The organism is Novosphingobium malaysiense (assembly GCF_000802225.1).
GTDB classification, from domain to species: Bacteria; Pseudomonadota; Alphaproteobacteria; order Sphingomonadales; family Sphingomonadaceae; genus Novosphingobium; species Novosphingobium malaysiense.
On record NZ_JTDI01000006.1, the window covers coordinates 276,910 to 300,411 of the forward strand.

Genomic DNA, 23,502 nt, shown 5'->3' on the forward strand with positions numbered 1-23,502 from the left:
TTGGTAAAAACGCAAGAGTTCGCGTAAAAACTGATGCCCAATGACTTGACCGTTAGATGAACGATGAGCACCTAGGGCGTGATGAACGATACGCCGCCAGATAGCCTGATACCTTATGACGAGATTGTGCAGGAAGCCCTGCGAGCCGTCGTGGGACGCGTGCTTGGCCAGGTAAAGGCCGCCAACGGCGTCCTTCCTGGTAGCCACCATTTTTACATCACGTTCAAGACGAACGCGCCCGGCGTGGACATTCCGCCAGAACTGAAAGCCCGTTTTCCGGATGAAATGACGATCGTTCTTCAGAACAAGTTCTGGGATCTGAATGTAACGGACGAAGGCTTTTCGGTGGGACTGAGCTTCAATCAGGTCCCGGCCCTGCTCAACGTGCCGTTTTCCGCAATCACGGCTTTCGTGGATCCCGCCGTCGACTTCGGCCTGCAATTTCAGGCTATCGCCGAGGACGAAGACGAGGACATGTCGGGAACTGCCGGCAACGACCAATCGGAACGAGACGTGGCCTCGCGCATTACTTCCACCGAGGACGGATCGAATGTCGTTTCGGTGGATTTCGGTAAAAAACCCTGAACGATCCGCGGCCTCCGGAGGAAACGGCCATGGCCACGAAGGCAGTGCAGGACAATATCGAAGACGCCGCAGACGCGGCGAAGGACACCGTGCGCAAGGCGAAGGCGAAGGTCTCGCCAGAAGAATTGCGCGGCCCGAGCCCCAACATCGCCACCAATCTCGCGATCGCCGACATCGCCCTGCGCGGCGGTTCCATTCTAGCGCGCGAAGCGGTGGAGCGGGCCTTCCTCGGCAAGAGGTACACGCCCTCCAAGGCCAAGAAGATCCTCAAGGGACGCACGATGGGGGAAAATCTGCTCCATCGTATGCTTGCCAAAGTGGCCCTGCGCTCCGTGCCCGGCGCCATCGTTGTCGGCGGCGCGCTCATGGCCAAGACGCTCTACGATCGCAGCAAGGCGCGCGAGGCCAGCCTGGAAGGCGAGGCAAAGCTCGAAGACATGGCCGAGGAAGGCGAAGAAGATTGATCCGGATGCCTGCGCGGCCCGGTTTTTCCCACATGCGGTCCACGCCTTCGGGTTGATTTGATCGGCCGGGCCGGTCATCGGAAAAGGCATGTCCGATTCCGCATCTTCCTCCCCGTCTACGGCGGAGACCGACACGCTGGCCCGTCGCGGCCTGATGTTCATCATGTCTTCACCTTCGGGCGCAGGGAAGACGACCATCTCGCGCATGTTGCTGGAGCACGATCCCCACATCTGCATCTCGGTCTCAGTCACCACTCGTCCGCCGCGCCCCGGCGAGATCGATGGCAAGGACTACCATTTCGTCGACCACGCCCAATTCGATCGCATGGTGGAAAATGACGATTTTCTCGAATGGGCCGAAGTCTTCGGCCACTGCTATGGAACGCCCAAGGCGCAAGTGAAGACCGGACTCAAGGAGGGTCAGGACTATCTCTTCGACATCGACTGGCAGGGCACCCAGCAGCTATACCAGAAGCTGGAGCGCGATGTCGTACGCGTGTTCCTGCTGCCGCCCAGCATCGACGAGCTTCGCCGCCGCCTCACCGGCCGCGGGACCGACAGCGCTGAGGTAATCGCAGGCCGCATGGCCCGTGCCCGCTCGGAGATCAGCCACTGGGACGGCTACGACTACGTCGTGGTCAACGACGACATCCAGACCTGCTTCGAAAAGGTCACCGAGATTCTCGCCGCCGAACGCATGCGCCGTGCTCGCCAAACCGGGCTGATCGGTTTCGTGCGCGAATTGATGCGCCCGGAAGATGGCATTGCGCCCTGAGCGGCACATACCAATCTCCCTTTTGCTTGTCCTCGTGCTCTTGGCGCGATAGGCGCCCGGCACGAAACTGACTCTATTCGGAGACTTTCAGCAATGTCCGGACTCGAAGCCGCCATCGAAGCCGCGTTTGATGCGCGCGACACCGTCACTCCCGCCAGCGACGACGTACGCAAGATCGTCGAGGAAGCGCTGGGCCTTCTCGATTCGGGCAAGGCGCGCGTTGCCGAGAAGGTGGATGGCGAATGGGTCGTCAACCAGTGGCTCAAAAAGGCGGTGCTGCTCAGCTTCCGCCTCAATGACAATGCGGTGATGGAATATGGCTCTGCCGGCGCCCCGGCGTTCGACAAGGTTCCGCTCAAGTTTTCCGGCTGGGACGAGGCAAAGTTCCGCGACGCCGGCATTCGCGTGGTCCCGGGTGCGGTCGTGCGCCGCAGCGCGCATATCGCCAAGGGCACGGTGCTGATGCCGAGCTTCGTGAACCTGGGCGCCTACGTCGGCGAAGGTTCGATGATCGATACCTGGGCGACTGTCGGCTCGTGCGCGCAGATCGGCAAGAATGTGCACATCTCGGGCGGAGCTGGCATCGGCGGCGTGCTCGAACCGCTGCAGGCAGGCCCGGTTATCATCGAGGACGGGTGCTTTATCGGTGCTCGTTCGGAAGTGGCCGAAGGCGTGATGGTCGGTGAGGGTGCCGTGCTTTCCATGGGTGTCTACATCGGCGCATCCACCAAGATCGTCGATCGCAATACCGGCGAAGTCCATATCGGCCGCGTACCGCCCTATGCCGTGGTCGTTCCCGGCGCGATGCCCGGAAAGCCTCTTCCCGACGGCACGCCCGGGCCTTCGCTCTACTGCGCCGTGATCGTCAAGACGGTCGATGCCCAGACCCGCTCGAAGACCGGCATCAACGAACTCCTGCGGGACTGATTCCCAAAAGGGAAGGTGGTTTGAAGGAACGCGGGCCGCCATGATGCGTTTTTGATGGAAACGGTCCTCTAGGGGGGCCCCAAGCTATCGGAGGCACACCATGGAAACCCAGGGACGGGAAGTTCACGTCGATCAGGACGAAGCGCGCGCCGGTTCGACACCGCGCATCGTGCGCTACGTCCTGCTCATCAGCCTTGCCCTCGCCGTGATCGCGCTTTCGGCGATCTGGATCATCGGCGCCCTCAGCGCACCCGAAAATCCGCGCTCCGTGGATACGACGACGCAGCAAGGCAGCGTCGACGTTCCGGGAAGCTGACGCTGCGGAGACGCGTGCCGTGGCCGAACTCGATCGCTTCGTCGACGCGCAGCGAGAGGTTTACGACAACGCGCTTGCCGAACTCGAATCCGGGACCAAACACACTCACTGGATGTGGTTCATATTTCCGCAGCTAGCGGGATTGGGCCACAGCCCCACGGCGCAATTTTATGCCATAAGCGGTCTCGACGAGGCACGGGCCTATCTCGAACACCCGCTGCTCGGTGCGCGACTGGCACAATGCACCGAGGCAATGCTGGGATGGACGGGCAAGCGTAGTGCGGTCGCCATCCTGGGCCAGGTCGATGCGCAGAAATTCCGCAGTTCGATGACCCTTTTCGAGGTCGCTGCTGGCGACCGGCCCGGGGCCCGCACATTCGCGGACGCGCTCAAGGCCTTCTGCGACGGGCAGCGTGACGAGCGGACACTGCACCTTCTCGGCATTGCAGACGGTTAGGCCCTGTTAGCCGATGGACAACTCTGGCACGGGCCGCTTTTTGTCATCCCCACGGGAACCTTCGTCACACTTGCTGCGTTAAGGCAGTTGGCCCGGCATGCAATCGTGGCCCCGAAAGCCGAACGCCGGGCAGACGGGAGAGCCAAAAAATGCAACGCATCGGTGATGAAGTTCATCTGGACAGCGACGAGGCGCGCGGGGGAAGCACGCCCAACATACTTCGCTATGTTTTGATCGTGAGCCTGATTCTTGCCATTCTGGCCATGTCGGCGATCTGGATAGGTCGAGCACTGGTGGATCGCCCTGCCCAGGGACATCCGGTAACTGCGGAAGAACACGCACTCGGCGGCTAAAAGGGCTGCTGATCAGGGTCGCTGGGCGATGAGAGCCGCCGACGAGAGCGAATTGCCGAAACGTACGCAAGCGTGCGTCCATTCGCTTTGGCTGGACAGATCGCCCCCCGACGATATGCCGTCGCCTGAACATCGGCGGCCCTTGTCAAAATCTGGCGACGAAGCCGCCATCCCCTGCACGTACAAGACTTATGTGCAATGGATTGCTAAACTCTTAAGACCTTAAGCACAGAGCGGAACGCTCAAGAGTTGCCGATCAGCGCCTGACGCAAAATAGGAGCGACGGGCTCTAACCGCCGGCGTGCGGTGTAGACGGTTGGCCGGACCATTTCATTTCCGCCTCTCTCTTGAGAGCCCGGTTCATTCCCTCCAGCCCCTTGCCGACTTTCCTGCCCATGGCGCGGGCGATCAGCGCTCCCAGGGCGCCGCCCATGATCTCGCCATTCGACACGGCGCACCGCGTGGGCGACACTTCCTCGATCTCGACGAAGCGAAAGGCCTTTACCAGTCCCCCGAAACTCGACAGCGCATATTCGAGCAGGTCGTTGGGTCGCACCGTGACGATGCGGGCGCTTCCCTTTTGCGGTTTCATGCCGTCAAGCTTTACCGCGAACCGGATCTGGCTGCCCGGTTCCGCATGACCGGAAGTCTCGACGTAGAGCGGATTCCACACGCTCCATCCTTCGAAATCGGCAACGAAATCCCACACCAGTTCGGGCGGCGCATCTATTTCGATCCTGTGACCGACACAGCACCCGGATATTCGCCCGGGTGCGTCGGGTCCATGGGGCAAAAGGTAGGAATCCTGTTCGGCGGTCACAGTAATGCCTCGGCGATGCGGCGCCACTTCGGCCTCAATACGTCAAAGCTGGCACCCTGCGGACCGCCGATGACCTGAAGACACACATGATCGGCCCCGGCATCGAGATGCGCCTGAACGCGGGCTGCCACCGCGTCGACGTCGCCGATGGCGAACAGCCCGTCAAGCAGCCGCTCGGAGCAGGAATCAATATCCTCTTCGCTGTAGCCGAGCCGCCGCCAGTTGTTCCGGTAGTTGGGCAGCATGCGATAGTGTTCGAGCGCCCCGAGTGCGAGCTCGCGAGCCTTGGCCGGATCCTTTTCCAGAATCACGCCTTGCTCGGGCGCAAGCATCTTGCCTGGGCCCAAGATCTCACGCGCCTGCGCAGTATGTTCGGGCGTGACCAGATAGGGGTGCGCACCCGAGGAGCGTTGTCCGGAAAGCGCCAGCATCTTCGGCCCAAGAGCAGCCAGGCAGAGGTTTTCTCGCGGCATTCCCGCTGCATCCAGCCCGTCCAGGAAACGCCGCATCACTGCCAGAGGCTTGCCCCACTGCTCGCCGATGATCGGCCCGTGGCTGACACCGATGCCCAGCAGGGTGCGCGCCTGCTCAGCGTCCGTCAGGCCCTCGAACCATGCCGCGAGGTCAGCCGGCTCGTGCTTCCAGACATTGAGAATACCCGTAGCGATCGCCGCACGCTTGGTAACGCCCAGCAGGCGCTTCACGTCGGCAGGAGCGCCATCATCGATGCCGCCGGGAATCCAAAGGGCACCGTAGCCCAGTTCGTCGAGTTCGGCCGCAGCCTCGTCCGATTGCCCCTTGTCGCCAAAGCGCAGTTCCAGAGACCAGATTCCGACTTTGCCGATTACAACGGGTACGGGCATGCCCCTCTCCTCCTCGTCATGTCATTTGACCTGCAACTTGAAGCGACCTCCTTGTCCCTTCAAGCGCTTTTGCGAGGCTATGGTCCCGGCATCGCCGGTGCGGGCTGCCCCGACACTTGATTGCCCGTGCGCAGGGGCCTAGCCGATCCGTTTATGGATGATTTCGATTTCATCATCGTCGGCGGAGGAAGCGCCGGCTGCGTCCTGGCCAATCGCCTGAGTGCAGACCCCCGGCACCGTGTCCTGCTGCTCGAAGCGGGCGGCAAGGACAACTACGTCTGGATCAAGGTTCCGGTCGGTTACCTCTACTGTATTGGCAACCCGCGCACCGACTGGTGCATGTCGACCGAAGCGGAAGCGGGTCTGAACGGCCGCGCGCTCAAGTATCCGCGCGGACGGGTGCTCGGCGGCTGCTCCTCGATCAATGGCATGATCTACATGCGCGGCCAGGCGGCGGATTACGACAGCTGGCGGCAGGCCGGCAATCCCGGCTGGGGCTGGGACGACGTGCTGCCCTATTTCACCCGCGCCGAGGACCACTACGACGGTCCGAGTCCGGTACACGGTGCCGGCGGTGAGATCCGGGTGGAAAAGCAGCGTCTACGCTGGGACATCCTGGAATCGTTTCGCGAAGCCTGCGGCGAGGCCGGCATCCCGCTGATCGACGACTTCAACACCGGCGACAACGAAGGCGCGAGCTTCTTTCAGGTTACCCAGCGCAGCGGCTGGCGTTGGAGCGCCTCCGACGCCTTTCTCAAGCCTGTGCGCAGTCGCGCCAACCTCAAGATCGTAACCGGCGCCCTCGTGGAAAGGGTCGTGGTCGAGCAAGGGCGGGCAGTGGCCGTCGCCTACAGCCTCGGCGATACCCGGCAGGTGGCGCGGGCAAGCGGCGAAGTGCTGCTGGCAGCCGGCGCCATCGGTTCGCCCGCCATTCTCGAACGCTCGGGGATCGGCGATGCGACTGGGCTTTCCGCGCTCGGTATCGATCCCGTGCTGGATGCACCGCATGTCGGCGCGAACCTGCAGGACCACCTCCAACTGCGCTGCGCCTGGCGCGTCTCGGGCGTGGCCACGCTCAACCAGCGCGCCGCGAACCTGTTCGGCAAGGCGTTGATCGGACTCGAATATGTCCTTCGGCGCACCGGCCCCATGGCCATGGCCCCCAGCCAGCTCGGCGTGTTCACCAAGAGCCACGACCGATACGCGACGGCCAATCTGGAATACCACGTGCAGCCGCTCAGCCTCGAAGCGTTCGGCGGCATGCTCGATCCGTTTCCCGCCTTCACCGCCAGCGTCTGCAACCTGCGGCCGGAAAGCCGCGGTACCAGCCGCATCACCAGCGCGGATGCGGGCGCCGCACCCAGCATCCGGCCCAATTACCTTTCGAGCGAGGAAGACCGCCGGGTCGCGGCGCAGGCTATTCGCCAGGCGCGGGAAATCGTTGCCCAGCCGGCCCTCGCCCGCTTCCAGCCTGAGGAAGTGCGCCCCGGCATTGCAGCGCAAAGCGAAGAAGACCTCCAGCGGGCCGCCGGCGATATCGGCACGACCATTTTCCACCCTGTCGGCACGGCAGCGATGGGAAGCGTCGTCGACCACGAACTGCGAGTGAAGGGGATGGACGGCCTGCGCGTCATCGATGCTTCCGTCATGCCGACGATCACGTCGGGCAATACCAATGCGCCGACGATGATGATCGCGGAAAAAGGCGCGGACATGGTTCGCGCCGCATCAAAGGCCTAGGCGAGCAATTCTCGCGTCTTGATGACGATCTCGGCGACGTATTCTGCCGCCGGACGGCCGCTCTCGGACTGCGACATGAGCGGCACCTCGAGCCCCAGCGTCTTTCCGCGCGGCAGGGCGTCGACGAACTCGCGCAAGGGCAACTCGCCTTCACCGGGTATCGTCCGACCCTTCATCGCCTCCTGAAGGTAGTCTCCCTTACCCTTGCGCGGCGCATCGCAAAGCTGGACGTGCCCGATCAGCGCCGGGTCGAGTTCGGCGATTTCGCGCACCGTGCCGCCCGAGCGGAAGAAGTGCATCGAATCTATCAACACCGCGGCCTTGTCCTCGCCGATATGACGCACGGCATCGAGAGCCTCGCCCAGACTGCCGATGGTAAATGCCGGACAGAACTCGACCGTGAATTCCATCTCGCGCTCGTTGGCCATCTCCGCCAGCCTTGCCAACTGGTCCAGGGCCCGCTCGCGCTCCATGCCCATGTCGACCGAATTGATCCGCAGCGCGCCGAGATCGGCGAAAATGTCCATGTCCGCGGCGCGTTCGGACGCGTCGATCTCGCTCGACACGCCCAACCCCTCGCCGATGGAAATCGCAACATTGCGATCACGCAACGCGGCCTTCAACTCGCGCCGCAGCCCAGCGTCGTCGCGCAGAGACCACGACGGATAGCCATGGGGATTGAAGGGAAGCTGGGTCAGGCCCATCGAGACGGCAGTGCAGCCCAGATCTGCGGCCAGTGCCACATGGTCTACCGGCCCCATTCCCAGGACCGTCAGCAGTTCGATACCTAGGGGATGTGGCATACCCCGATTCCTCTCCCGTCTATGAACGTTATACAGCACACCATCACGCCCGATACCGACAATTACCACAGGGGAACATGACGATGCCCACTGACCGCGACGAGGCGGCCGCCATGATCGAACGTCTCGACTTGGCGCCACATCCGGAAGGCGGCTGGTACCGCGAGACATGGCGCGCCGAGACCGTCGCCGGCACGCGGCCTTCGGCCACGGCCATCCATTTCCTGCTCGAAGCGCACCAGCGCTCGCACTGGCATCGGGTGGATGCCACGGAAATCTGGTTGTGGCATGCCGGCAGTCCGATCTCGCTCTCGATCGCGGCGCACGAAGCCGCCGTGGCTTCACGGCACTTCCTGGGGGGCGACGTGCTGAACGGCGAGGCGCCGCAGGTGCGCGTGCCCACCGGGCACTGGCAGGCAGCCGCGCCGATGGGAGGCTGGGCACTGGTCAGTTGCGTCGTCTCACCCGGTTTCGACTTCGCCGGGTTCGAACTCGCCCCGCCCGGCTGGGCTCCCGGCAATTGATCCAACCGCTGGACAAGCCTGACTGCTGCGCGCAGGTTCGGGCTTGAAAGGGTGGTCGCAGCCGATGGCGGGTGAATACGACAGGATAGACGGCGCTGCCGGCCGGGTGCTCGGCACCCCGATCCAGAATCTGGCCCGCGCGGCCGCGTTCGTGCTTGCCGTCTACGTGCTCGCTACTGCGGGGTTTGTGGCAGAGGGCTGGTCGCTGGGCGATGCGACCTACATGGTCACGGTGACGATCTTTTCTGTCGGCTACGGCGAAGTCCGCCCATTGGATACGACCTGGCTACGGACCCTGACCATGGCCACCATCGTGCTCGGCTGCACCGGCATGATCTTCTTCACCGGTGCCCTCGTCCAGGTCTTCGCACATTACCAGTTACGCAACATTCTCGGGATCGACCGCATGCAAAGCCAGATCGACCGCCTGACCGATCACGCCATCATCTGCGGATATGGCCGGATCGGAAAGCAACTCGCCATTGAACTCCAGCGGGCGCGGACGCCCTACATCATTCTCGATCGGAACCCTGCGAAGCTCGCCGAAGCAGAGGCGTGCGGGCACCTTACACTCAAGGGTGATGCCACCGACGAGGCCACGCTGCGCGCTGTCGGCATCGGGCGCGCACGGGTTCTTGCGACAGTGCTGCCGGACGATGCGCTCAACGTCTTCATCACGCTCTCTGCGCGCAACCTCAATCCACGCCTCGAAATCATCGCGCGCGGCGAATATCCCTCTACCGAGGGCAAGCTGATCCATGCGGGGGCGGACAAGGTGGTGTTGCCCACGCATATTGGCGCCGAACGCATTGCAGAACTGATCCTCTACCCCTCCACGGCCAAGTTCCTGGGCGAAGCGCCGCAGGTGCGGGACCTCAAACGCGGCCTGCATGACTTCGGGCTGGAGATCGAAGCCGTCACCGTGCCGGACAAGTCAGCCCTCGCAGGCGCTACCGTAGGCGAGGCGGAACGACGCGGAAACGGCGGCTTCTTCGTCGTCCAGATCGACCGTCGAAACGGGTCCAGCTATGTCCACCCTTCCGAAGAGGTGAAGATAGAGGCCGGCGATACGGTCGTTCTGGTACTTCGCGGCTCGCGGGTGTCCGCCGGCTCGGTTTTTTCCGAGATTCGGCAACCTTTGAAAATGGGTCGCAACTATCGCTGAGTCGCAGACGGCACTGCAACGTAGATATCGCCGTCGGTCTCCTTGACCGGGTAGGTCGTGAGATCGGTCTTCGCTTTCATCCCGATGAACAGCAGACGCGGGTCGCGCTCGATCTGGCCTGTCTTGAGGTCGAACTTTGCCTTGTGGAGTGCGCAGACCACAGATTCCCCTTCGATCTTGCCCCGGCAGAGATTGAATCCCAGGTGCGGACACTTGCGCTGGGTGGCGTAGTACGTGCCGCCAACTTTGGTCACCAGCAACTTAAGGCCTGCGGCTTCGACCGGCACCAGCGCGCCTTCGGACACTTGCGATGCGCTTGTCACCTTTACGTAGTCCATGATTGATTCCCCACTCCCGTTTTCGAGGATTATGCCTTCGCTGGCTGTGCAGTGTCCAGTCCTGCCGGAAAGCGCGAGAACGCCCAAATTCTTAAAAAAAAAGGCGCGACGGAGAACTCCGCCGCGCCTTCCTGCTTCTCCCCTCCCTCGGCCCGTGGAGCGACCCGAAGGGCTCTGAAGATGGTGTCAGGCCAACTTGCGTTGCAATTTCACCAGAGCCCTGTCGATCTCCGCCTTCGCGCTTGCGTCGATCGCGCCCTTGACCACCCGGTAGACGATCCGCCCATTGTCCAGCGAATAAGCCACCGTCGCCATGCCGTCATTGAAGCTGGCAAGGTAGAGCGCTGGCTTGCGCTGAAGCAGGGCGAGATCGTCCGCTCGGGGAACGAGGGTGTCGCGCATGTAGAAGGCGCCGGTCATCGCAGAGGGTTCGACTTTGCCGTCGTTCGCCCAACCGGTACCGGACAACGCCATCGCAAACAGGATAAGTCCTGCCCGCAATGCTGTCAGGAATTGCTTCATGACACCATCCTCTTCCCTGGCAGTACCGTGCATTGCGGTCCGCCTTTTTGTAGGATGTATGTGTACCATCAAGTGCCGGTTTCAGAAAGAAAACATTACTCAATTAGCTTAGCAACCGCCCTTATTTTGCAGCGCAATAGAATTGGCGTACCAACGGGTATTTCTCTTTTTCTTCTATTCCAATGGGCTTTGCCAAACCCGCCATCTTGTGCGGCGACGGCAATGCTGCATTTGCGGAAGCTAATGCAAGGGAGCGAGTCGCTTCCGACGGCCTGATTTTGGATAAATGGGATTTCAATCCAACCGCTGAATCAAAGCCTCGGCGGCCGCAGGAGCCCTTACTTTCGCGCCATTGATGAAGAACACGAAGACTTCGCGTCCACCAGCCGCCCAGTCGCGGGCTTGGCGCGCCCAACCATCGAGCGCGGCAGATGGATACCCTGTCGGCTCATTCTCCCGTGCATCCTGCAGGCGCGCATAGGTGAAGGCGCCCGTCTGCTCGGCCAGACAAGGATACTTTTCGGAATCGGCGTAGACCACGGCCACTTTTGCCTCGCGCGCCTGTGCGAAAAAGGCCGAGTCGTTGAAGCTTGCGTGCCGCGGCTCGATGACGTGACGCAGCGGCACCCCATCCTGCTGCTGTGGCAGAAGCGCGAGAAAAGCGGATATCTCATCGGGATCGAACGGCTTCGTCGCAGGCAACTGCCAGAGGATCGGACCCAGCCTGTCCCCCAGTTCGACCAGTCCCTGACCGAGGAACCTGGCGATACTCTCTTCCGCCTGGGCAAGGTCCTTGCGCTGCGTGCAATAGCGGCCGGCCTTCAGCGTAAAGACGAAACCCCGCGGCGTCGCCTTGCGCCATTTGGCGAAGGTGGCCGGGGACTGTCTGCTGTAGAAAGTTCCGTTAACCTCGATCGCGGTCAACCGGGATGCAGCGTATTCGAGTTCGCGTGTCTTCGGCAGCCCGTCGGGATAGAACGTTCCGCGCCAGCGATCGTAGGTCCAGCCTCCGATCCCAACGCGAATATGGCCCGATCTCACTCGGAACCTCTCCACGGCTTTGCTTGCGTCCAGCCGCAGCCATTACGCAGGTCACCACCCAGTCGCAAGGTGACGACAAAGGGATACGAACGGTCCGACATCCCGTCGGAACACGTGCCCGGCGTCACGGCGAGTGTCAGAGGTTGTCCGCCGAGTTCCCCGGAGAAAGACAAGCCGCCGCGACCCGCGAAGCGAGATACCGGCACGACCGTGCCCTCGGCGTTCTCGGGTGTCGTGTAGGTCATCTTGCCGTCAGCAACTTCCCCGCCCCAGAAGGGCTCCGTTCCGGTAAACTTGATCGCTTCATCCGCTGCTATTGCATCGAAGGGCGTGTGATCGTCGCCATCCCCCGGCACGTCACCCCCGGCGCTGGGCTGGCAGGCACTCAACCCGAGCGCCAGGAGCCAAAGAATGGAAGAAAACGGCCAGCGGATCATGGCCTCGGGATACCGCCGGGATCGGCTACCGGCAAGACGGATCAGGCGCCAGCTGGAAGCGGGACGCACATGCAGCAAGGAGAACGAGAACGTCTGCAGAAATTAATTTTGCGCAGAAAAGTCACGATTACTCTATCAACCATCTGAACATAAATGATAAAAACATAATTGCAAATTACGCAACCGTACTTTTAAGTTTTGTAATTGCACTGCACCGCAGCAATCATACATGCTGCATTGCAACAACAACGAAGAGATGCCCTGGGGCAATCTTCCTGAATCCAGACAAAGGGACATTGCCATGTTCAAGACCATTCTCGCCGCCGGTGCCGCCACCCTCGTCGCAGTTCCTGCGGTTGCTCAGGCCAACGATGCCCGCGAGTTCTCGCACGAAGGTGTCAACTACACCTACACCACCGCGCAGAAGGGCGACGTCACCGTCATCGACGGCCGCACGTCTGCAGGCATCCCGTTCCGCCTGTACGTCAAGGGCGAGCGCGTGACCGGCACCTACAACAACCGCTCGGTGAAGTTCACCAAGGCCGACGTCGCGCACGATCTGGGTCACTGATCCGCTGCGAGAGCCGCGACCCGGGCACCTTCTCTCTCCCAACGCCCGGCCGCGCCTTACAGCGCTCGAGGGGCGTCATCCTTCCCGGATGACGCCCCTTTTCGCTTGAGCATTTTCGCCGTTCAGCGAACTCGCAACCTCGCACCGCACGAGCGCATATGGGCGCACGGGAAGCCTTGATGGCCGAAGACACGTTCGGCCCGGCCCATTCGCGAACAGACGGGTGCCGCGCCTCAGTGAACGCTCTGCAGCGCGGCCCTGCCTTCGACGAGACGGATCTGCAGGACATCGTCATCTTCCTCGATGCCGTGCTTTTCGCGAATTTCCGCCATGCGCTCGGCGATGGTATCATCGTCCGCGCCACTTTGAACGGGATAGCGGGCGAGCACCATGTCATCGAGCGTATCGACGACGCAGAAGTGGCTCTGGCGGCCGGCGCCGCCCAGCGCTTCGACATCGAAGCCTTCGGCAAGATCCCATCTACCGCCGTCGCGTGACCGGATTGGGCGCTGGCAATAGCGGCAGGTGCAATGAACGACCCCGTTCTCTTCGCGCCGGCGCCGCCCCTCGGGCACGTGACGGCGCAGATACCAGCACTGTGCCACGACTGCCGAAGGATTCATTTTGCTGAGCATGGCTCCACCTGTTTGCGCGAGTTCCCCTGGCGGTGCGATCATCGCCTTATCCGCCGCCTTCAGTCCTTAATACGGACATACCGCCCGGGACTTAAGCCAGCTGCTTCAGGAATTACGCGACAGCTTCACGCCAGCGTCGCGTAGATCTCCGCGACGATGACCCACTCGCCCAGCACCTCGCGCCACTTGGCCGCGTAATCGCCCGCGGCCAGCGCCTTGCCGGATCCGGCCTCCACCCCCTGCCAATGCCCCTGCTCGAGCGCCACCGGCTCGATCCGCGAAACGGCGATGCTGACAGGCGTGCGGGTGTAGATGGCGCGGGCCGGGCTGGAGAACTCGCGCCGCCAGGCCTTGATCTGCGCATTGCGGCCGGAAACGACCGCGCTGTCGCTGCCCGTCACCATCATCACGTCGCGCGCCAGGACCTGCGAGATGGCGGCGATGTCGCCTTCTGCAATGGCGCGGTTGAACGTGGCGCGGCGCCGGCGGATGGCGAGTTCCGCGCCGGAATCGGTGGTCTGGCTCATGCCCTCCCCCCCGAGGCGCCGACTGCGCGGCGCCAATGCCGACGACGGCGTTCCGGTTGGTCCGGGGCGAGACGGTAGGTAAGCAGATAGTGGTTCACGACCTCTCCTTGCCCTCTGCGGGGATAGGGACAGGCGGCTTATATCAATCGCCGGGCGTTTGTCCTCCCTTTCAGGCGCAGCCTTCCACGTATCCGAGCACCGGCATCGTGCCGACATGGATCAGGCTGACCCGCCCGTCGCGCCCGATCTCGAAGCGCAGCGCCGGTTCGCCGCTATCCGCACCGGGCGCGGTCAGGTACTTTGCAGGCGCTTCCTCGTAGGCATGCGGATCGGCGCGAAAGCCCGGAAAGGCGCGCTTCACCTCGGCCTCGCTGGTGCCGACGCCGATGCCCTCGGCAAGGACGACGTTCGAGCGCTCGCCCACCGTGATGCGGCGCACCTTGCCGGTCTCGACGATGGCATAGACGCCCGGGTAGTCGGGCGAGCTGACGATGCGGCAGAGGTCCGAAACCTGCGCGCCCCGCTCCGCCCAGGAGCCGCCCTTCGGCACCGGCTCGCCGATGCGCAGGTCGTCCAACCCGTCCAGCCCCAGCACCGGTGCCACAGCGACGGGCAGGACCATCGGCGGGGGCGCCGCCGCCACACCATCGTCGGGCGCGGCGGCGGAGACGGCGGCGGGCTGCGCCGATGGCGTCGCGGCATTCGCCGTCGGAGACGGTTCGGCCTTTGCCGTGGCCGCATTGGCCGACGGCGAAGGCTCGGACGAACAGCCGGCCAGGCATAGGGCCAGCGCGGTGGCTGTGATCACGTGCTGCATGGTCGGCCTGAAACGGCGAACACGGCCTGCAGGTTCCCGTCCGACCCGCCGATAGCCCTCAGGCCCCTTCGGCGGAGGCATGGTCCAGCAGGTCGTCGGTCACTTCCAGCAGCAGCAACGGCTCGTCCGCCCATTCGCAGATGGCATCGACGAAGGCCGCGCGCGTTTCCGGGTCGTCGTAGACCATCCTCGCATCGTAGGCCCGCTGCCACGTCTCGCGGTCGGGCCACTCGGCGACGCCGATGAAGCGTCGTTCGCGCGCGTCCCAGTGCAGGCGCGAGCCCAGTGAGCCGTATTTCTCGCGGATCAGCGCCGTTCCCCGGCGCCAGGCGGCGCGAAACTGGTCTTCCTTTCCCGGGTGGACCTTCCACCAATAGGCTGCGACGAACATGACTTCGTACCCCTCCCTCGGTTTGCGTCTCCTGCCTCCAACGCACCGGCAGCCGCCCCGGCTCCCGCCTCGTCGACAGCGGCGCGCCTGTGACACGCCGGTTGACACGGACGCGCGAAAAAGTGCGTGTCACCTTGCCCCTCCCCACTGGCCCCCGCGCGGATCGGGCGAGGCGCGGTCCATCTGCGCCAGCAGCCGCAGAAGCGCGGAATCGCTGGGCCGCAGCGAGCATCCGACATAGCGTCCGCCGCGCATCCGCACCCGGACCAGCCCCTCATGCGCCGCGGCCACCAGCGCCCAGCCTGTCAACTTCGGAAAGGCCGGAATGTCATCCCTGTCCGGCGCCATGACCGCAAAGTCCCACGCCGCGGCAAACCACGCCGCCCCTGCCCGCCACCGCAGCCGATAGACACTCTCGCGCGAAGCCCCGACCCGCGCCGCCGCTTCGGACACCGAGCCCGTCTGCGCCAGCCACCCGATGAACTCCCCCTGCCGCACGGCCGACCACCCGTCCCGCCGATGCCGCAAAGGCACCGGCACGAACGGCGGAATGCGCAAGTAAGCGGGCCAGCGGGCAGTAGGTCTCGGCATGGGCCAAGGCTATCGCGGCGGCGGGGTTGTAGGAAAACGGTTTGTCGGGAAGGGAGGGAAGAAGGGTGCGAGGGTTATTACCCTCGCGCTCCCCTTACTGTCGACGTTTCGCCTTGCAGCCACGTTGCGCACCCGACCGTCCCCTCCCGCAAGCGGGAGGGGAGTCTTTCGCAAGGAGGACTACCGTGGAATTGTCGATCTTGGCCTTCTTGAGGAAGGCGAACACAGGGGTGTTATAAGAATATAAAACCAGAGGTGAGAGGAGAATTGAGCCAGCGCGAATCATTTCTCCATCCCAACCCTTTCATTTTAATATTGTTTGTGAACATTATTGCCACTCACAGTCACTTCCGCAGAAAGTGTCGTTATGCCGCCTGAAATCATCGCCTTGATAGACAAGCCCCACCTGCTTGTAATGGTACTCGCGGTAGGAGCATTTTGTGGGATCGCTGTGGAGCGCAGTGTAAATTGGTGGGAAAGAAGGCAGCGCAAAACTAAATGGAAGAACCGTCGCCCGCAGCGTTTTGCCACGAGATCTTGGCGTGAGAAGGCGGTTACGCCATCCAAACGCACACCCGACCGCGCATTGAACGATGCCGCAGAACAGCTCCGATGCGTGATGGAAGCTAAATTCCTGTCACGCCCACTGCTTAATCACAGCGAACGCCGCCTGCTCGGTGTAATCGACGCAGCACTTGCAGACCATAGCCCCGGCTGGCGGGCGATGGGACAAGTAAGTCTCGGCGAAATCCTTTCCAGTCCCGACGAGCAAGCGTTCTTTGCAATCAACTCGAAGCGCGTTGACCTTCTTATCGTTGATGCCAACTGCAAGCCGCTTCACGCAATTGAGTTTCAGGGCAAAGGACATCACGCCAGCAACAACACTGCAGCCCGCGACGCGGTTAAGAAAGAAGCTCTGCGCAGGGCCGGCGTTGGTTATGTTGAAGTGGTAAGCGGGGACACACCTGCAGAAGTTCGCGACATGATCAGAAAATTGGCATCCCGAATTAAGACTGCATAGCTGGAAGCCTTCTTTCCGCATCAGGTCAACGGTCTGGCCCGAGGCGGGTCCTAGCCGGTCCTCTCATCAGCCAGATGCGTCCCGGCAGTGCCGCCAACAAAGCTAGCTCTGCCGGGATACGCGCAGTTAGTCCTCGGCCGGCAGGTAGAGTTCGTTGCCCTTGTCCTTGTAGACCTTGGACATCTCTTCCATGCCCTTCTCCGCCTCTGCGGCGGCTAGGAAGCCGGTGCTCGGCTGGTTCTGCTTGGCGGCGAAGTCGCGCACTTCCTGGCTGATCCGCATCGAGCAGAACTTGGGACCGCACATCGAGCAGAAGTGCGCGGTCTTGGCGCCTTCGGCGGGCAGCGTCTGGTCGTGGAATTCCTCTGCCGTGTCCGGATCGAGCGACAGGTTGAACTGGTCGCGCCAGCGGAACTCGAAGCGGGCCTTCGACAGGGCATCGTCGCGCACCTGCGCGGCGGGGTGGCCCTTGGCAAGGTCCGCCGCGTGGGCGGCCAGCTTGTACGTCACCACGCCGACCTTCACGTCGTCGCGGTCGGGCAGGCCGAGGTGTTCCTTGGGCGTGACGTAGCAGAGCATCGCCGTGCCGTACCAGCCGATCTGCGCGGCGCCGATGCCGCTGGTGATGTGGTCGTAGCCCGGCGCGATGTCGGTGGTGAGCGGCCCGAGGGTGTAGAACGGGGCTTCGCCGCAGCTTTCCAGTTGCTTTTCCATGTTCTCCTTGATCTTGTGCATCGGCACGTGGCCGGGGCCCTCGATCATCACCTGCACGTCCTGTTCCCAGGCCTTCTTGGTCAGCTCGCCCAGCGTGTAGAGCTCGGCGAACTGCGCCTCGTCGTTGGCGTCGTAAATCGAGCCGGGACGCAGGCCGTCACCCAGCGAGTAGGCGATGTCGTAGGCCTTCATGATCTCGGTGATGTCGTCGAAGTGCTCGTAGAGGAAGCTCTCCTTGTGGTGCGCGAGGCACCACTTGGCCATGATCGAGCCGCCGCGGCTGACGATGCCGGTCATGCGCTTGGCGGCGAGCGGCACGTAGGGCAGGCGCACGCCGGCGTGGATGGTGAAGTAGTCCACGCCCTGTTCGGCCTGCTCGATCAGGGTGTCGCGGAAGATGTCCCAGGTCAGGTCCTCGGCAATGCCGCCGACCTTTTCCAGCGCCTGATAGATCGGCACGGTACCGATCGGCACGGGGCTGTTGCGGATGATCCATTCGCGCGTGTCGTGGATGTTGCGCCCGGTGGAGAGGTCCATCACCGTGTCCGCGCCCCAGCGGATCGACCAGACCATCTTGTCGACTTCGCTGGCAACGTCCGAGGCAACGGCGGAGTTGCCGATGTTGGCGTTGACCTTCACGAGGAAGTTGCGGCCGATCGCCATCGGCTCGCTTTCCGGGTGGTTGACGTTGCTGGGGATGATCGCCCGGCCGCGGGCGACTTCATCGCGCACGAATTCGGGCGTCACGTAGTCGGGGATCGACGCGCCGAAGCTCTCGCCCGAGCGGTTGTACTCGGCAAGGCGCGCACGGCCCAGGTTCTCGCGCTCGGCGACGTATTCCATCTCCGGCGTGATGATGCCCTGCTTCGCATAGTGCATCTGCGAGAGGTTCTTGCCGGGCTTGGCGCGCAGCGGCCTGCGCAGCGCGGTCGGGAACGGGGGCACGCCGCCCGAACGGTCCGGGCCGAGCTGGCCGTTGTCTTCCGGCTTCACTTCGCGCGGATCGTATTCCTCCACATCGCCGCGGGCGAGCTGCCATTCGCGGCGCAGCGCGGGCAGGCCGGCCTGGATGTCGATCACCGCGTCTGGATCGGTGTAGGGGCCGGAAGTGTCGTAGACGCGCACCGGCGGCTCGCCGCTCGACGGCTCGAGATGGATCTCGCGCATCGCCACCTTGACCGCAGGGTTCGCCTGCGCCGGGACGTAGATCTTCTTCGATCCGCGGATGGGTCCGGTTGTAACGCCGATCTCGAGCTTGCTGTTGATGTCGGCCATATGCGCTTCTCTCCTGGGGGCGGATGGGGCGCGGATAGGCCGGGAGGCGGCGTCCACTCCCTCCGCCCGTGCTAACGGGTTCAGGTTCGACGGGTCTTGTGGAGCATACCCACAACTCTCAGCCGATGGCCGATTAACGACCTGCTGGCTCCCCGGGGAAGGCGCAATGATAGACGGCTGCGGGCATGGCGTCTAGGGGCCGGAGCCGATGCCGATGCTCTATCGCCTGGATGCTGCCGCTGCTGCGGTGGGCCGTGCCTTCGGCGCGCGCGTGGGGGACGATCCCTGGGCGGGCGGGCACGTGGCACCGGGGCAGTTCGCTCCGGTGATCACCGCCGGGCGCGAGTTCATCGCCGGGCCGCGACCGGCCGGACGCACGCTGGAAACGCGGATGATCCCGCGCCTGTGGGGCGTGCCGCCCCCGCCCTCGGTGCCCGATGCGCGGCCGGTGCTGACCGTGCGCAACCTCTCCAGCCCGTTCTGGATCGGCAACTTGCGCAACAGCGAATTCCGCTGCCTGATCCCTGCAACCGCCTTCATGGAATGGGGCAAGCCCTCACCCAAGGACGGCAAGCGCCGGCAGTGCTGGTACGCGTGCTCCGACCAGCCGGTCTTCGCGATGGCGGCGGTGTGGAAGGACAGCGAAGTCCCCGCCTTCGCGCTGCTAGCCTGCGAGGCCAATGCCGCGCTGCGGGCCGAGGGGCGCGACACGATGCCGGTGATCCTGCCCCCCGATGCGGCCATGCGCGACGTGTGGCTCTATGGCGGCTGGGACCGCGCGCAGGCGCTGGTGCAGCCCTATTCGAGTTCGCTGATGGCGGTGCGGCGAGTGCCGGAGGACTGATCCCCACCGTTCGTGTCGAGCGAAGTCGAGACACGCAAAACCAGGGCCAACGTGTCTCGACTTCGCTCGACACGAACGGAACCTTGGCGGGGCTTACAGATGCAAAATATGCATCAAAGCTGGTCAAACGGCCTTCGCCCTGCCAAAGCGCCCGCGAACAGGAGAGCGCATGATGGCTGACGACGAAGACTACGTGTACGACGAGGAAAGCGGCGAGTGGATGCCCGCTTCGGAACTGGCTGCCAAGCAAGCGGCCGCGAACACCGTCGAAGTGCGCGATTCGGTGGGCAATGTCCTTGCCGACGGCGACTCCGTCACGCTGATCAAGGACCTCACCGTCAAGGGCGCGGGCCAGACGCTCAAGCGCGGCACTGTCATCCCCGCGATCCGGCTGACCGGCGACGAGCAGGAAATCGACTGCAAATACCCCGGCATCAAGGGCCTGGTCCTGCGCGCGGAGTTCGTGCGCAAGCGTTGAGCACGGCTTTCGTCGCCCCCCGGCCTGTGGTGCTGGGCTCAGAAGTGCAGCAGGCCCACCGCGATCAGCGCCAGGCCGATGACGACCGAACACCAGCTCCACAGCTTGGACAGCGGCCCGAAGCGGCGCACCCAGAACGCCATGTAGACGTCCGAGAAGGCAATCACCATCAGCGCCTCGATGCACATCAGGCCGCCGACGACGCTCAGCGCACTCGAAAGCCAGTCGGGCGAAGCCCAAGGATTGGCGATATAGATCACCGCGCCCAGGAACAGTTCGAGCAGCCCGGTGGCGAGCTGCAGCGCGGGCGACGCCACGATTTCCTGGATCAGCGTGTGCCAATGTCCCGGCTTACGCAGTTCCCCGATCCCGGCGAAGAACGCAAAGAGCCCCAGAAAAAGCGCGGTCCACGCCGGTGCCAGCGACAGGTCGGGCATGTATTTTTCTCCATTCCCCCAAACAGGCCGGCAGGATGGACGCAGAGGCCGGCCGCGTAAAGGTGGATTGGTCAAATTGGGTTGCGTCCACAGCATCGCACCGCCATCTCCATCGCATGCCTCCCCCGCTCGATACCCTGCTCGGCGAAATCCGCGCCTGCCGCGTCTGCGCGCAGGACTTTGGCGAACTGGGCCACGAACCGCGCCCCTTCGTCGCCGCTTCGCGCGAGGCGCCTGTCCTGATCATCGGACAGGCGCCGGGCAGCAAGGTGCACGCCAGCGGCATCGGGTGGGACGACGACAGCGGCGACCGGCTGCGCGACTGGCTGGGGATCGACCGCGAGACATTCTACGATACCGCCAAGATCGCGCAGATGCCTTCCGGTTTCTGCTATCCGGGAAAGGGCAATGGTGGCGACCTGCCGCCCCGCCGCGAATGCGCGCCGCTGTGGCATGAGCGCCTGCTGGCCGAACTGCCCAGCATCGAACTGACGCTTCTGGTCGGCCAGTACGCGCAGAAGCGGTATCTTCCACGCGGCTTCGCGCCCAACCTCACCGAGGCCGTGCGCCGGTGGCGCGAGGCGCCGGACGGCCTGTTCCCCCTGCCCCACCCGGCATGGCGCAGCCGGCTGTGGATGGCGAAGCATCCCTGGTTCGAAGCGGAAGTCCTGCCGGCGCTGCGTGGATACGTGCAACAAGCCCTGCGATAACTTACTTTCCATTTTGGAAAATGATGACTTGCAAAACTGGAAAGTTAGGTCCATTGACTTTCCACATTGGAAAGACATGGAAGGTTACATGATGATCGATCGTAATGATGCTGCCGGAGCGCTGGGTGCCGTGCAAGATGCACGCGGCCGCCTCGCGTCAATTCAGGATTCGGCATGTCCCGCTTGGCGCCACATCGCCTTCGGTCTCGTGGAAGCCATTCTGGTGCTCGGATTTTCCGCGCATGGGCTGCTGACCTACATTCTCTATGCTTTGGCGCTCGCCATGGCCTTCGCGCTGATGCGGCGTGACAAACGCAGGACCGGCTTGCGCGTCAATGGTTGGCGGCGCGGGCGTACGTTGGTTCTTTCGATAGCCCTATGCGTAAGCATCATAGGTCTTGGCATCTGGGCGCGCATGGACTTCCAGCAGCCCTTTCCAACAACTTCCGGCCTTGTCGCTGCAGCAATAGCGCTGGCAATGGGCACCCTTGGTAGCGTCTGGTGGCAACGCATCTACCTAGCTGAATTGCGGGAGCAGGCCGGAGCATGAGCAGTACGGGAGCCGCTGGCCAGAAAGGGCTGGACATGATCCTGCACCCTCCAGCCCGATTGCAGATTGCTGCTGTGCTTGCAGCCGTTTCAGAAGCCGAATTTGCCAAACTGCGTGAAGTGACGGGCGTATCGGACTCGGTCCTCTCCAAGCACCTCGCAGCCTTGAGCGAACCCGGCTACATCAAGCTCCGCAAGGCACCGGCGAATGGCAGGCAACGCACCTGGGCCAGCCTCACCCGCAAGGGCCGCAAGGCCTTCACCGAACATGTGGCGGCTCTCAACCGGATCATGAGCACCGCCGGCCTGGCCGATACGGCCGATCAGAAGGTGTAGGCGGCGCCCACGCCGAGGGTCCACTGATCGGCATCGCCGCGCAGCGCGGTATAGGGCGTGTCCCGCCCGTCACCCAGCATGCGCGAGTAGTTGCCGATGGCGAAAAGCGCCACGCCGCCGTCGCGCAGGTCCCCGGAAAGGTCCCAGCCGACCAGCATGCCGGCGCTCACCCTGTCCCAGCCGCTCTCGGCCCGGTATTCGGGCAACCCGCTGGCCGCGCTCTGCGCCGGGGTCACCGAATAGTAATACCGCGCGTACTTGCCGTCGGCATGGTGGGCGCTGGCCGAAAGCGTCACCAGAATGGCCTTGCTGAGCGGCGTGACGTAGGACACCGAGGGCGACCACGTCATGCCCTTGTAGGCGCCGTTGATATCCCATTTCACGTCTGCCGATACGGTCAGGGAATCGTAGGGATTGAGCAGTTTGTAGGCCGTAACGCCGCCGTTCACGCCCAGTTCGATCGCGGGATCGAGCTTGCCCGCCGCCTTGACGACTTCGTCCTTGATCTGCCGATTGCGATTGAAGGATAGCCGCGCCACCGGACCGAAGGAAAAGCCGACCCGGGCGTCCTCGTCATCGGGGATCATGTCCAGCGCCACGCCCCCGGGGCGCGGCGTGATGACGATGCCGCGTACCTGCCCCTGAATCACCGGGAACGGGGAAAGCACATAGTCGTCCGAACCGTCGTAGCTCGGGTTATAGATGGCGCCCGCTCCCACCGTGATGCGATCGCGTGGCAGTTCTTCCTCATCGGGCCCGTCCTGCGCCGCCGCGGGCAGCGCCGCGAAAAGGGCGGAAGCCGAAATGGCGATGGGAAGCGATAAGCGATATCTGCGCATGGAATTTCCTTGTTGCCCGCCCCTCGCAACGCCCCGAATTGCATGGAGGTTGCAAGAATCGGGCGTCATCGGGCGCGGCGGCGGTCAGATCCCGCCGGTCTGGGCCTCGTCGGGAAGCGTCTCGTTGCCCTCTCCAAGCTGGCGCTGCATCAGGAAAACGTCGATCCATTGGCCGTGCTTCCACCCGGCACCGGACAGTGTGCCGACCGGGCGATATCCGGCTCGGGCGTGGAGGATCACCGAGGCCGGCTCGGAAGCGGCGATCACGGCAAAGGCCTGACGGTAGCCGCGTCGCTCGCAGGCATCGACCAGTTCGGTGAGCAACTTTCCGCCGATTCCCCGCTTCACGCAGTCGGATCGCACGTAGATCGTCGTCTCGACGCTGTAGCGGTAGCCGTTGCGCGGGCCGTAGCGATGCGCGAACCCGAAGGCGACCACCCGGCCGCTGCCGTCGCGGGTGACGAGAAACGGATATCCGGCCTCGGTCAGGTCGAGCATGCGCCGCCGGGTTTCAGCCTCATCCGGGGGTTCAGTTTCGAACGTAGCGGTGCTTTCCAGCACGTAATGTGCATAGATTTCCGCAATGGCCACGGCATCGCCGGGCGATGCATCGCACACGGTCAGATCTTCTGTCATC

General features: G+C 63.5%; 33 protein-coding genes. 17 read left to right on the forward strand and 16 right to left on the reverse strand.

Going from position 1 to position 23,502, the window contains the following annotated elements; genetic code table 11:
• Window positions 1-81: 81 nt before the first annotated feature.
• From LK12_RS18965 to LK12_RS18995, 7 genes are all read left to right on the forward strand, one after another.
• Window positions 82-585 (forward strand): SspB family protein, encoded by a 504-nt coding sequence (locus tag LK12_RS18965; RefSeq protein ID WP_039287586.1) that lies wholly within the window; start codon window positions 82-84, stop codon window positions 583-585.
• 29 nt (window positions 586-614) lie between these two features.
• Window positions 615-1,049: a hypothetical protein gene (locus tag LK12_RS18970; protein ID WP_039287588.1), complete on the forward strand. Its 435-nt coding sequence runs from the start codon at window positions 615-617 to the stop codon at window positions 1,047-1,049.
• An 88-nt stretch (window positions 1,050-1,137) separates the two neighbouring features.
• Window positions 1,138-1,824 carry a guanylate kinase gene (gene gmk, locus LK12_RS18975; RefSeq protein ID WP_039287590.1) on the forward strand — a complete coding sequence of 229 codons (687 nt, stop codon included), beginning with the start codon at window positions 1,138-1,140 and terminating at the stop codon, window positions 1,822-1,824.
• A gap of 93 nt (window positions 1,825-1,917) precedes the next feature.
• On the forward strand, window positions 1,918-2,751 hold the full coding sequence (dapD, locus tag LK12_RS18980) for a 2,3,4,5-tetrahydropyridine-2,6-dicarboxylate N-succinyltransferase (RefSeq protein WP_039287593.1): 834 nt from the start codon (window positions 1,918-1,920) through the stop codon (window positions 2,749-2,751).
• Window positions 2,752-2,851: 100 nt separating this feature from the next.
• Window positions 2,852-3,067 (forward strand): hypothetical protein, encoded by a 216-nt coding sequence (locus LK12_RS18985; protein WP_039287596.1) that lies wholly within the window; start codon window positions 2,852-2,854, stop codon window positions 3,065-3,067.
• Between the two features lie 19 nt (window positions 3,068-3,086).
• The gene (locus LK12_RS18990) at window positions 3,087-3,524 is read left to right on the forward strand and encodes a DUF1810 domain-containing protein (RefSeq protein ID WP_039287599.1); all 438 of its coding nucleotides are present in this window, start codon (window positions 3,087-3,089) and stop codon (window positions 3,522-3,524) included.
• 149 nt (window positions 3,525-3,673) lie between these two features.
• Window positions 3,674-3,877, forward strand: a complete 204-nt coding sequence (locus LK12_RS18995; protein ID WP_039287602.1) for a hypothetical protein — start codon at window positions 3,674-3,676, stop codon at window positions 3,875-3,877.
• A gap of 289 nt (window positions 3,878-4,166) precedes the next feature.
• Here LK12_RS18995 and LK12_RS19000 read toward each other — a convergent pair whose 3' ends face one another.
• Together LK12_RS19000 and LK12_RS19005 are read right to left on the reverse strand one after the other, a co-directional pair.
• The gene (locus LK12_RS19000) at window positions 4,167-4,697 is read right to left on the reverse strand and encodes an SRPBCC domain-containing protein (protein WP_197063602.1); all 531 of its coding nucleotides are present in this window, start codon (window positions 4,695-4,697) and stop codon (window positions 4,167-4,169) included.
• A complete protein-coding gene (locus tag LK12_RS19005; protein WP_039287607.1) occupies window positions 4,694-5,560 on the reverse strand; it encodes an LLM class F420-dependent oxidoreductase in 867 nt (288 codons plus the stop codon). Before LK12_RS19005 ends, LK12_RS19000 begins: the two co-directional genes overlap by 4 nt.
• A 153-nt stretch (window positions 5,561-5,713) precedes the next feature.
• Between LK12_RS19005 and LK12_RS19010 the strand changes: the two genes are divergently transcribed.
• Window positions 5,714-7,300, forward strand: a complete 1,587-nt coding sequence (locus tag LK12_RS19010; protein ID WP_039287610.1) for a GMC family oxidoreductase — start codon at window positions 5,714-5,716, stop codon at window positions 7,298-7,300.
• Here LK12_RS19010 and LK12_RS19015 read toward each other — a convergent pair.
• Window positions 7,297-8,103 carry a sugar phosphate isomerase/epimerase family protein gene (locus tag LK12_RS19015; protein WP_039287612.1) on the reverse strand — a complete coding sequence of 269 codons (807 nt, stop codon included), beginning with the start codon at window positions 8,101-8,103 and terminating at the stop codon, window positions 7,297-7,299. The genes LK12_RS19010 and LK12_RS19015 overlap by 4 nt on opposite strands.
• 77 nt (window positions 8,104-8,180) lie before the next feature.
• On the opposite strand from LK12_RS19015, the gene LK12_RS19020 reads away from it, so the two are divergent.
• Window positions 8,181-8,627, forward strand: a complete 447-nt coding sequence (locus LK12_RS19020; RefSeq protein ID WP_082010647.1) for a cupin domain-containing protein — start codon at window positions 8,181-8,183, stop codon at window positions 8,625-8,627.
• Between the two features lie 64 nt (window positions 8,628-8,691).
• Entirely contained in the window at window positions 8,692-9,792 is a 1,101-nt protein-coding gene (locus LK12_RS19025; protein WP_039287618.1) for a potassium channel family protein, read from the forward strand.
• Here LK12_RS19025 and LK12_RS19030 read toward each other — a convergent pair.
• The 4 genes from LK12_RS19030 to LK12_RS19045 form a co-directional block, all read right to left on the reverse strand.
• Window positions 9,783-10,130: a Rieske (2Fe-2S) protein gene (locus tag LK12_RS19030; protein ID WP_052223609.1), complete on the reverse strand. Its 348-nt coding sequence runs from the start codon at window positions 10,128-10,130 to the stop codon at window positions 9,783-9,785. The two genes, LK12_RS19025 and LK12_RS19030, sit on opposite strands and share 10 nt — an antisense overlap.
• Window positions 10,131-10,316: 186 nt before the next feature.
• Window positions 10,317-10,652 carry a hypothetical protein gene (locus LK12_RS19035; protein WP_039287622.1) on the reverse strand — a complete coding sequence of 112 codons (336 nt, stop codon included), beginning with the start codon at window positions 10,650-10,652 and terminating at the stop codon, window positions 10,317-10,319.
• 294 nt (window positions 10,653-10,946) lie between these two features.
• The gene (locus LK12_RS19040) at window positions 10,947-11,693 is read right to left on the reverse strand and encodes a DUF72 domain-containing protein (RefSeq protein ID WP_039287625.1); all 747 of its coding nucleotides are present in this window, start codon (window positions 11,691-11,693) and stop codon (window positions 10,947-10,949) included.
• Window positions 11,690-12,130, reverse strand: a complete 441-nt coding sequence (locus tag LK12_RS19045) for a COG3650 family protein (RefSeq protein ID WP_039287627.1) — start codon at window positions 12,128-12,130, stop codon at window positions 11,690-11,692. Before LK12_RS19045 ends, LK12_RS19040 begins: the two co-directional genes overlap by 4 nt.
• A gap of 301 nt (window positions 12,131-12,431) precedes the next feature.
• Here LK12_RS19045 and LK12_RS19050 point away from each other — a divergent pair, with 301 nt between their 5' ends.
• Window positions 12,432-12,701, forward strand: coding sequence for a hypothetical protein (locus LK12_RS19050; RefSeq protein ID WP_039287877.1), 270 nt, complete (start codon window positions 12,432-12,434; stop codon window positions 12,699-12,701).
• Window positions 12,702-12,934: 233 nt separating this feature from the next.
• Here the strand turns inward: LK12_RS19050 and LK12_RS24335 are convergent, their stop codons facing one another.
• From LK12_RS24335 to LK12_RS23980, 5 genes are all read right to left on the reverse strand, one after another.
• Window positions 12,935-13,336 carry a hypothetical protein gene (locus LK12_RS24335; protein ID WP_082010648.1) on the reverse strand — a complete coding sequence of 134 codons (402 nt, stop codon included), beginning with the start codon at window positions 13,334-13,336 and terminating at the stop codon, window positions 12,935-12,937.
• Window positions 13,337-13,461: 125 nt separating this feature from the next.
• Window positions 13,462-13,863 carry a DUF4440 domain-containing protein gene (locus tag LK12_RS19060; protein WP_039287633.1) on the reverse strand — a complete coding sequence of 134 codons (402 nt, stop codon included), beginning with the start codon at window positions 13,861-13,863 and terminating at the stop codon, window positions 13,462-13,464.
• A 169-nt stretch (window positions 13,864-14,032) separates the two neighbouring features.
• The gene (locus LK12_RS19065) at window positions 14,033-14,680 is read right to left on the reverse strand and encodes a hypothetical protein (protein WP_039287637.1); all 648 of its coding nucleotides are present in this window, start codon (window positions 14,678-14,680) and stop codon (window positions 14,033-14,035) included.
• 58 nt (window positions 14,681-14,738) lie between these two features.
• Window positions 14,739-15,071 carry an antibiotic biosynthesis monooxygenase family protein gene (locus LK12_RS19070; RefSeq protein ID WP_039287640.1) on the reverse strand — a complete coding sequence of 111 codons (333 nt, stop codon included), beginning with the start codon at window positions 15,069-15,071 and terminating at the stop codon, window positions 14,739-14,741.
• Between the two features lie 129 nt (window positions 15,072-15,200).
• Complete coding sequence (locus LK12_RS23980; RefSeq protein ID WP_156135560.1) at window positions 15,201-15,662, reverse strand: hypothetical protein; 462 nt, start codon at window positions 15,660-15,662, stop codon at window positions 15,201-15,203.
• A 367-nt stretch (window positions 15,663-16,029) separates the two neighbouring features.
• Between LK12_RS23980 and LK12_RS24340 the strand changes: the two genes are divergently transcribed.
• Window positions 16,030-16,683, forward strand: a complete 654-nt coding sequence (locus LK12_RS24340) for a DUF2726 domain-containing protein (protein WP_082010649.1) — start codon at window positions 16,030-16,032, stop codon at window positions 16,681-16,683.
• Between the two features lie 126 nt (window positions 16,684-16,809).
• Here LK12_RS24340 and thiC read toward each other — a convergent pair whose 3' ends face one another.
• A complete protein-coding gene (thiC, locus tag LK12_RS19085; RefSeq protein WP_039287646.1) occupies window positions 16,810-18,672 on the reverse strand; it encodes a phosphomethylpyrimidine synthase ThiC in 1,863 nt (620 codons plus the stop codon).
• 214 nt (window positions 18,673-18,886) lie between these two features.
• Here thiC and LK12_RS19090 point away from each other — a divergent pair, with 214 nt between their 5' ends.
• Both LK12_RS19090 and LK12_RS19095 read left to right on the forward strand, forming a co-directional pair.
• A complete protein-coding gene (locus tag LK12_RS19090) occupies window positions 18,887-19,516 on the forward strand; it encodes an SOS response-associated peptidase family protein (RefSeq protein ID WP_082010658.1) in 630 nt (209 codons plus the stop codon).
• A gap of 169 nt (window positions 19,517-19,685) precedes the next feature.
• Window positions 19,686-19,994 carry an alkylphosphonate utilization protein gene (locus LK12_RS19095; protein ID WP_231568418.1) on the forward strand — a complete coding sequence of 103 codons (309 nt, stop codon included), beginning with the start codon at window positions 19,686-19,688 and terminating at the stop codon, window positions 19,992-19,994.
• 38 nt (window positions 19,995-20,032) lie between these two features.
• On the opposite strand, the gene LK12_RS19100 is transcribed toward LK12_RS19095, so the two are convergent.
• Entirely contained in the window at window positions 20,033-20,431 is a 399-nt protein-coding gene (locus LK12_RS19100; protein ID WP_039287651.1) for a hypothetical protein, read from the reverse strand.
• Between the two features lie 116 nt (window positions 20,432-20,547).
• Between LK12_RS19100 and LK12_RS19105 the strand changes: the two genes are divergently transcribed.
• The 3 genes from LK12_RS19105 to LK12_RS19115 are packed head-to-tail and all read left to right on the forward strand — an operon-like array spanning window position 20,548 to window position 22,026.
• Window positions 20,548-21,141: a uracil-DNA glycosylase family protein gene (locus LK12_RS19105; RefSeq protein ID WP_039287886.1), complete on the forward strand. Its 594-nt coding sequence runs from the start codon at window positions 20,548-20,550 to the stop codon at window positions 21,139-21,141.
• Entirely contained in the window at window positions 21,113-21,691 is a 579-nt protein-coding gene (locus tag LK12_RS19110) for a hypothetical protein (protein WP_231568419.1), read from the forward strand. Before LK12_RS19105 ends, LK12_RS19110 begins: the two co-directional genes overlap by 29 nt.
• Window positions 21,688-22,026, forward strand: a complete 339-nt coding sequence (locus LK12_RS19115; RefSeq protein WP_052223611.1) for a transcriptional regulator — start codon at window positions 21,688-21,690, stop codon at window positions 22,024-22,026. The genes LK12_RS19110 and LK12_RS19115 overlap by 4 nt, the downstream gene beginning before the upstream one ends.
• Here the strand turns inward: LK12_RS19115 and LK12_RS19120 are convergent.
• Together LK12_RS19120 and LK12_RS19125 are read right to left on the reverse strand one after the other, a co-directional pair.
• Window positions 22,014-22,865, reverse strand: a complete 852-nt coding sequence (locus LK12_RS19120) for a MipA/OmpV family protein (protein WP_039287656.1) — start codon at window positions 22,863-22,865, stop codon at window positions 22,014-22,016. The two genes, LK12_RS19115 and LK12_RS19120, sit on opposite strands and share 13 nt — an antisense overlap.
• An 84-nt stretch (window positions 22,866-22,949) precedes the next feature.
• On the reverse strand, window positions 22,950-23,501 hold the full coding sequence (locus LK12_RS19125) for a GNAT family N-acetyltransferase (protein WP_039287662.1): 552 nt from the start codon (window positions 23,499-23,501) through the stop codon (window positions 22,950-22,952).
• Window position 23,502: the final 1 nt, after the last annotated feature.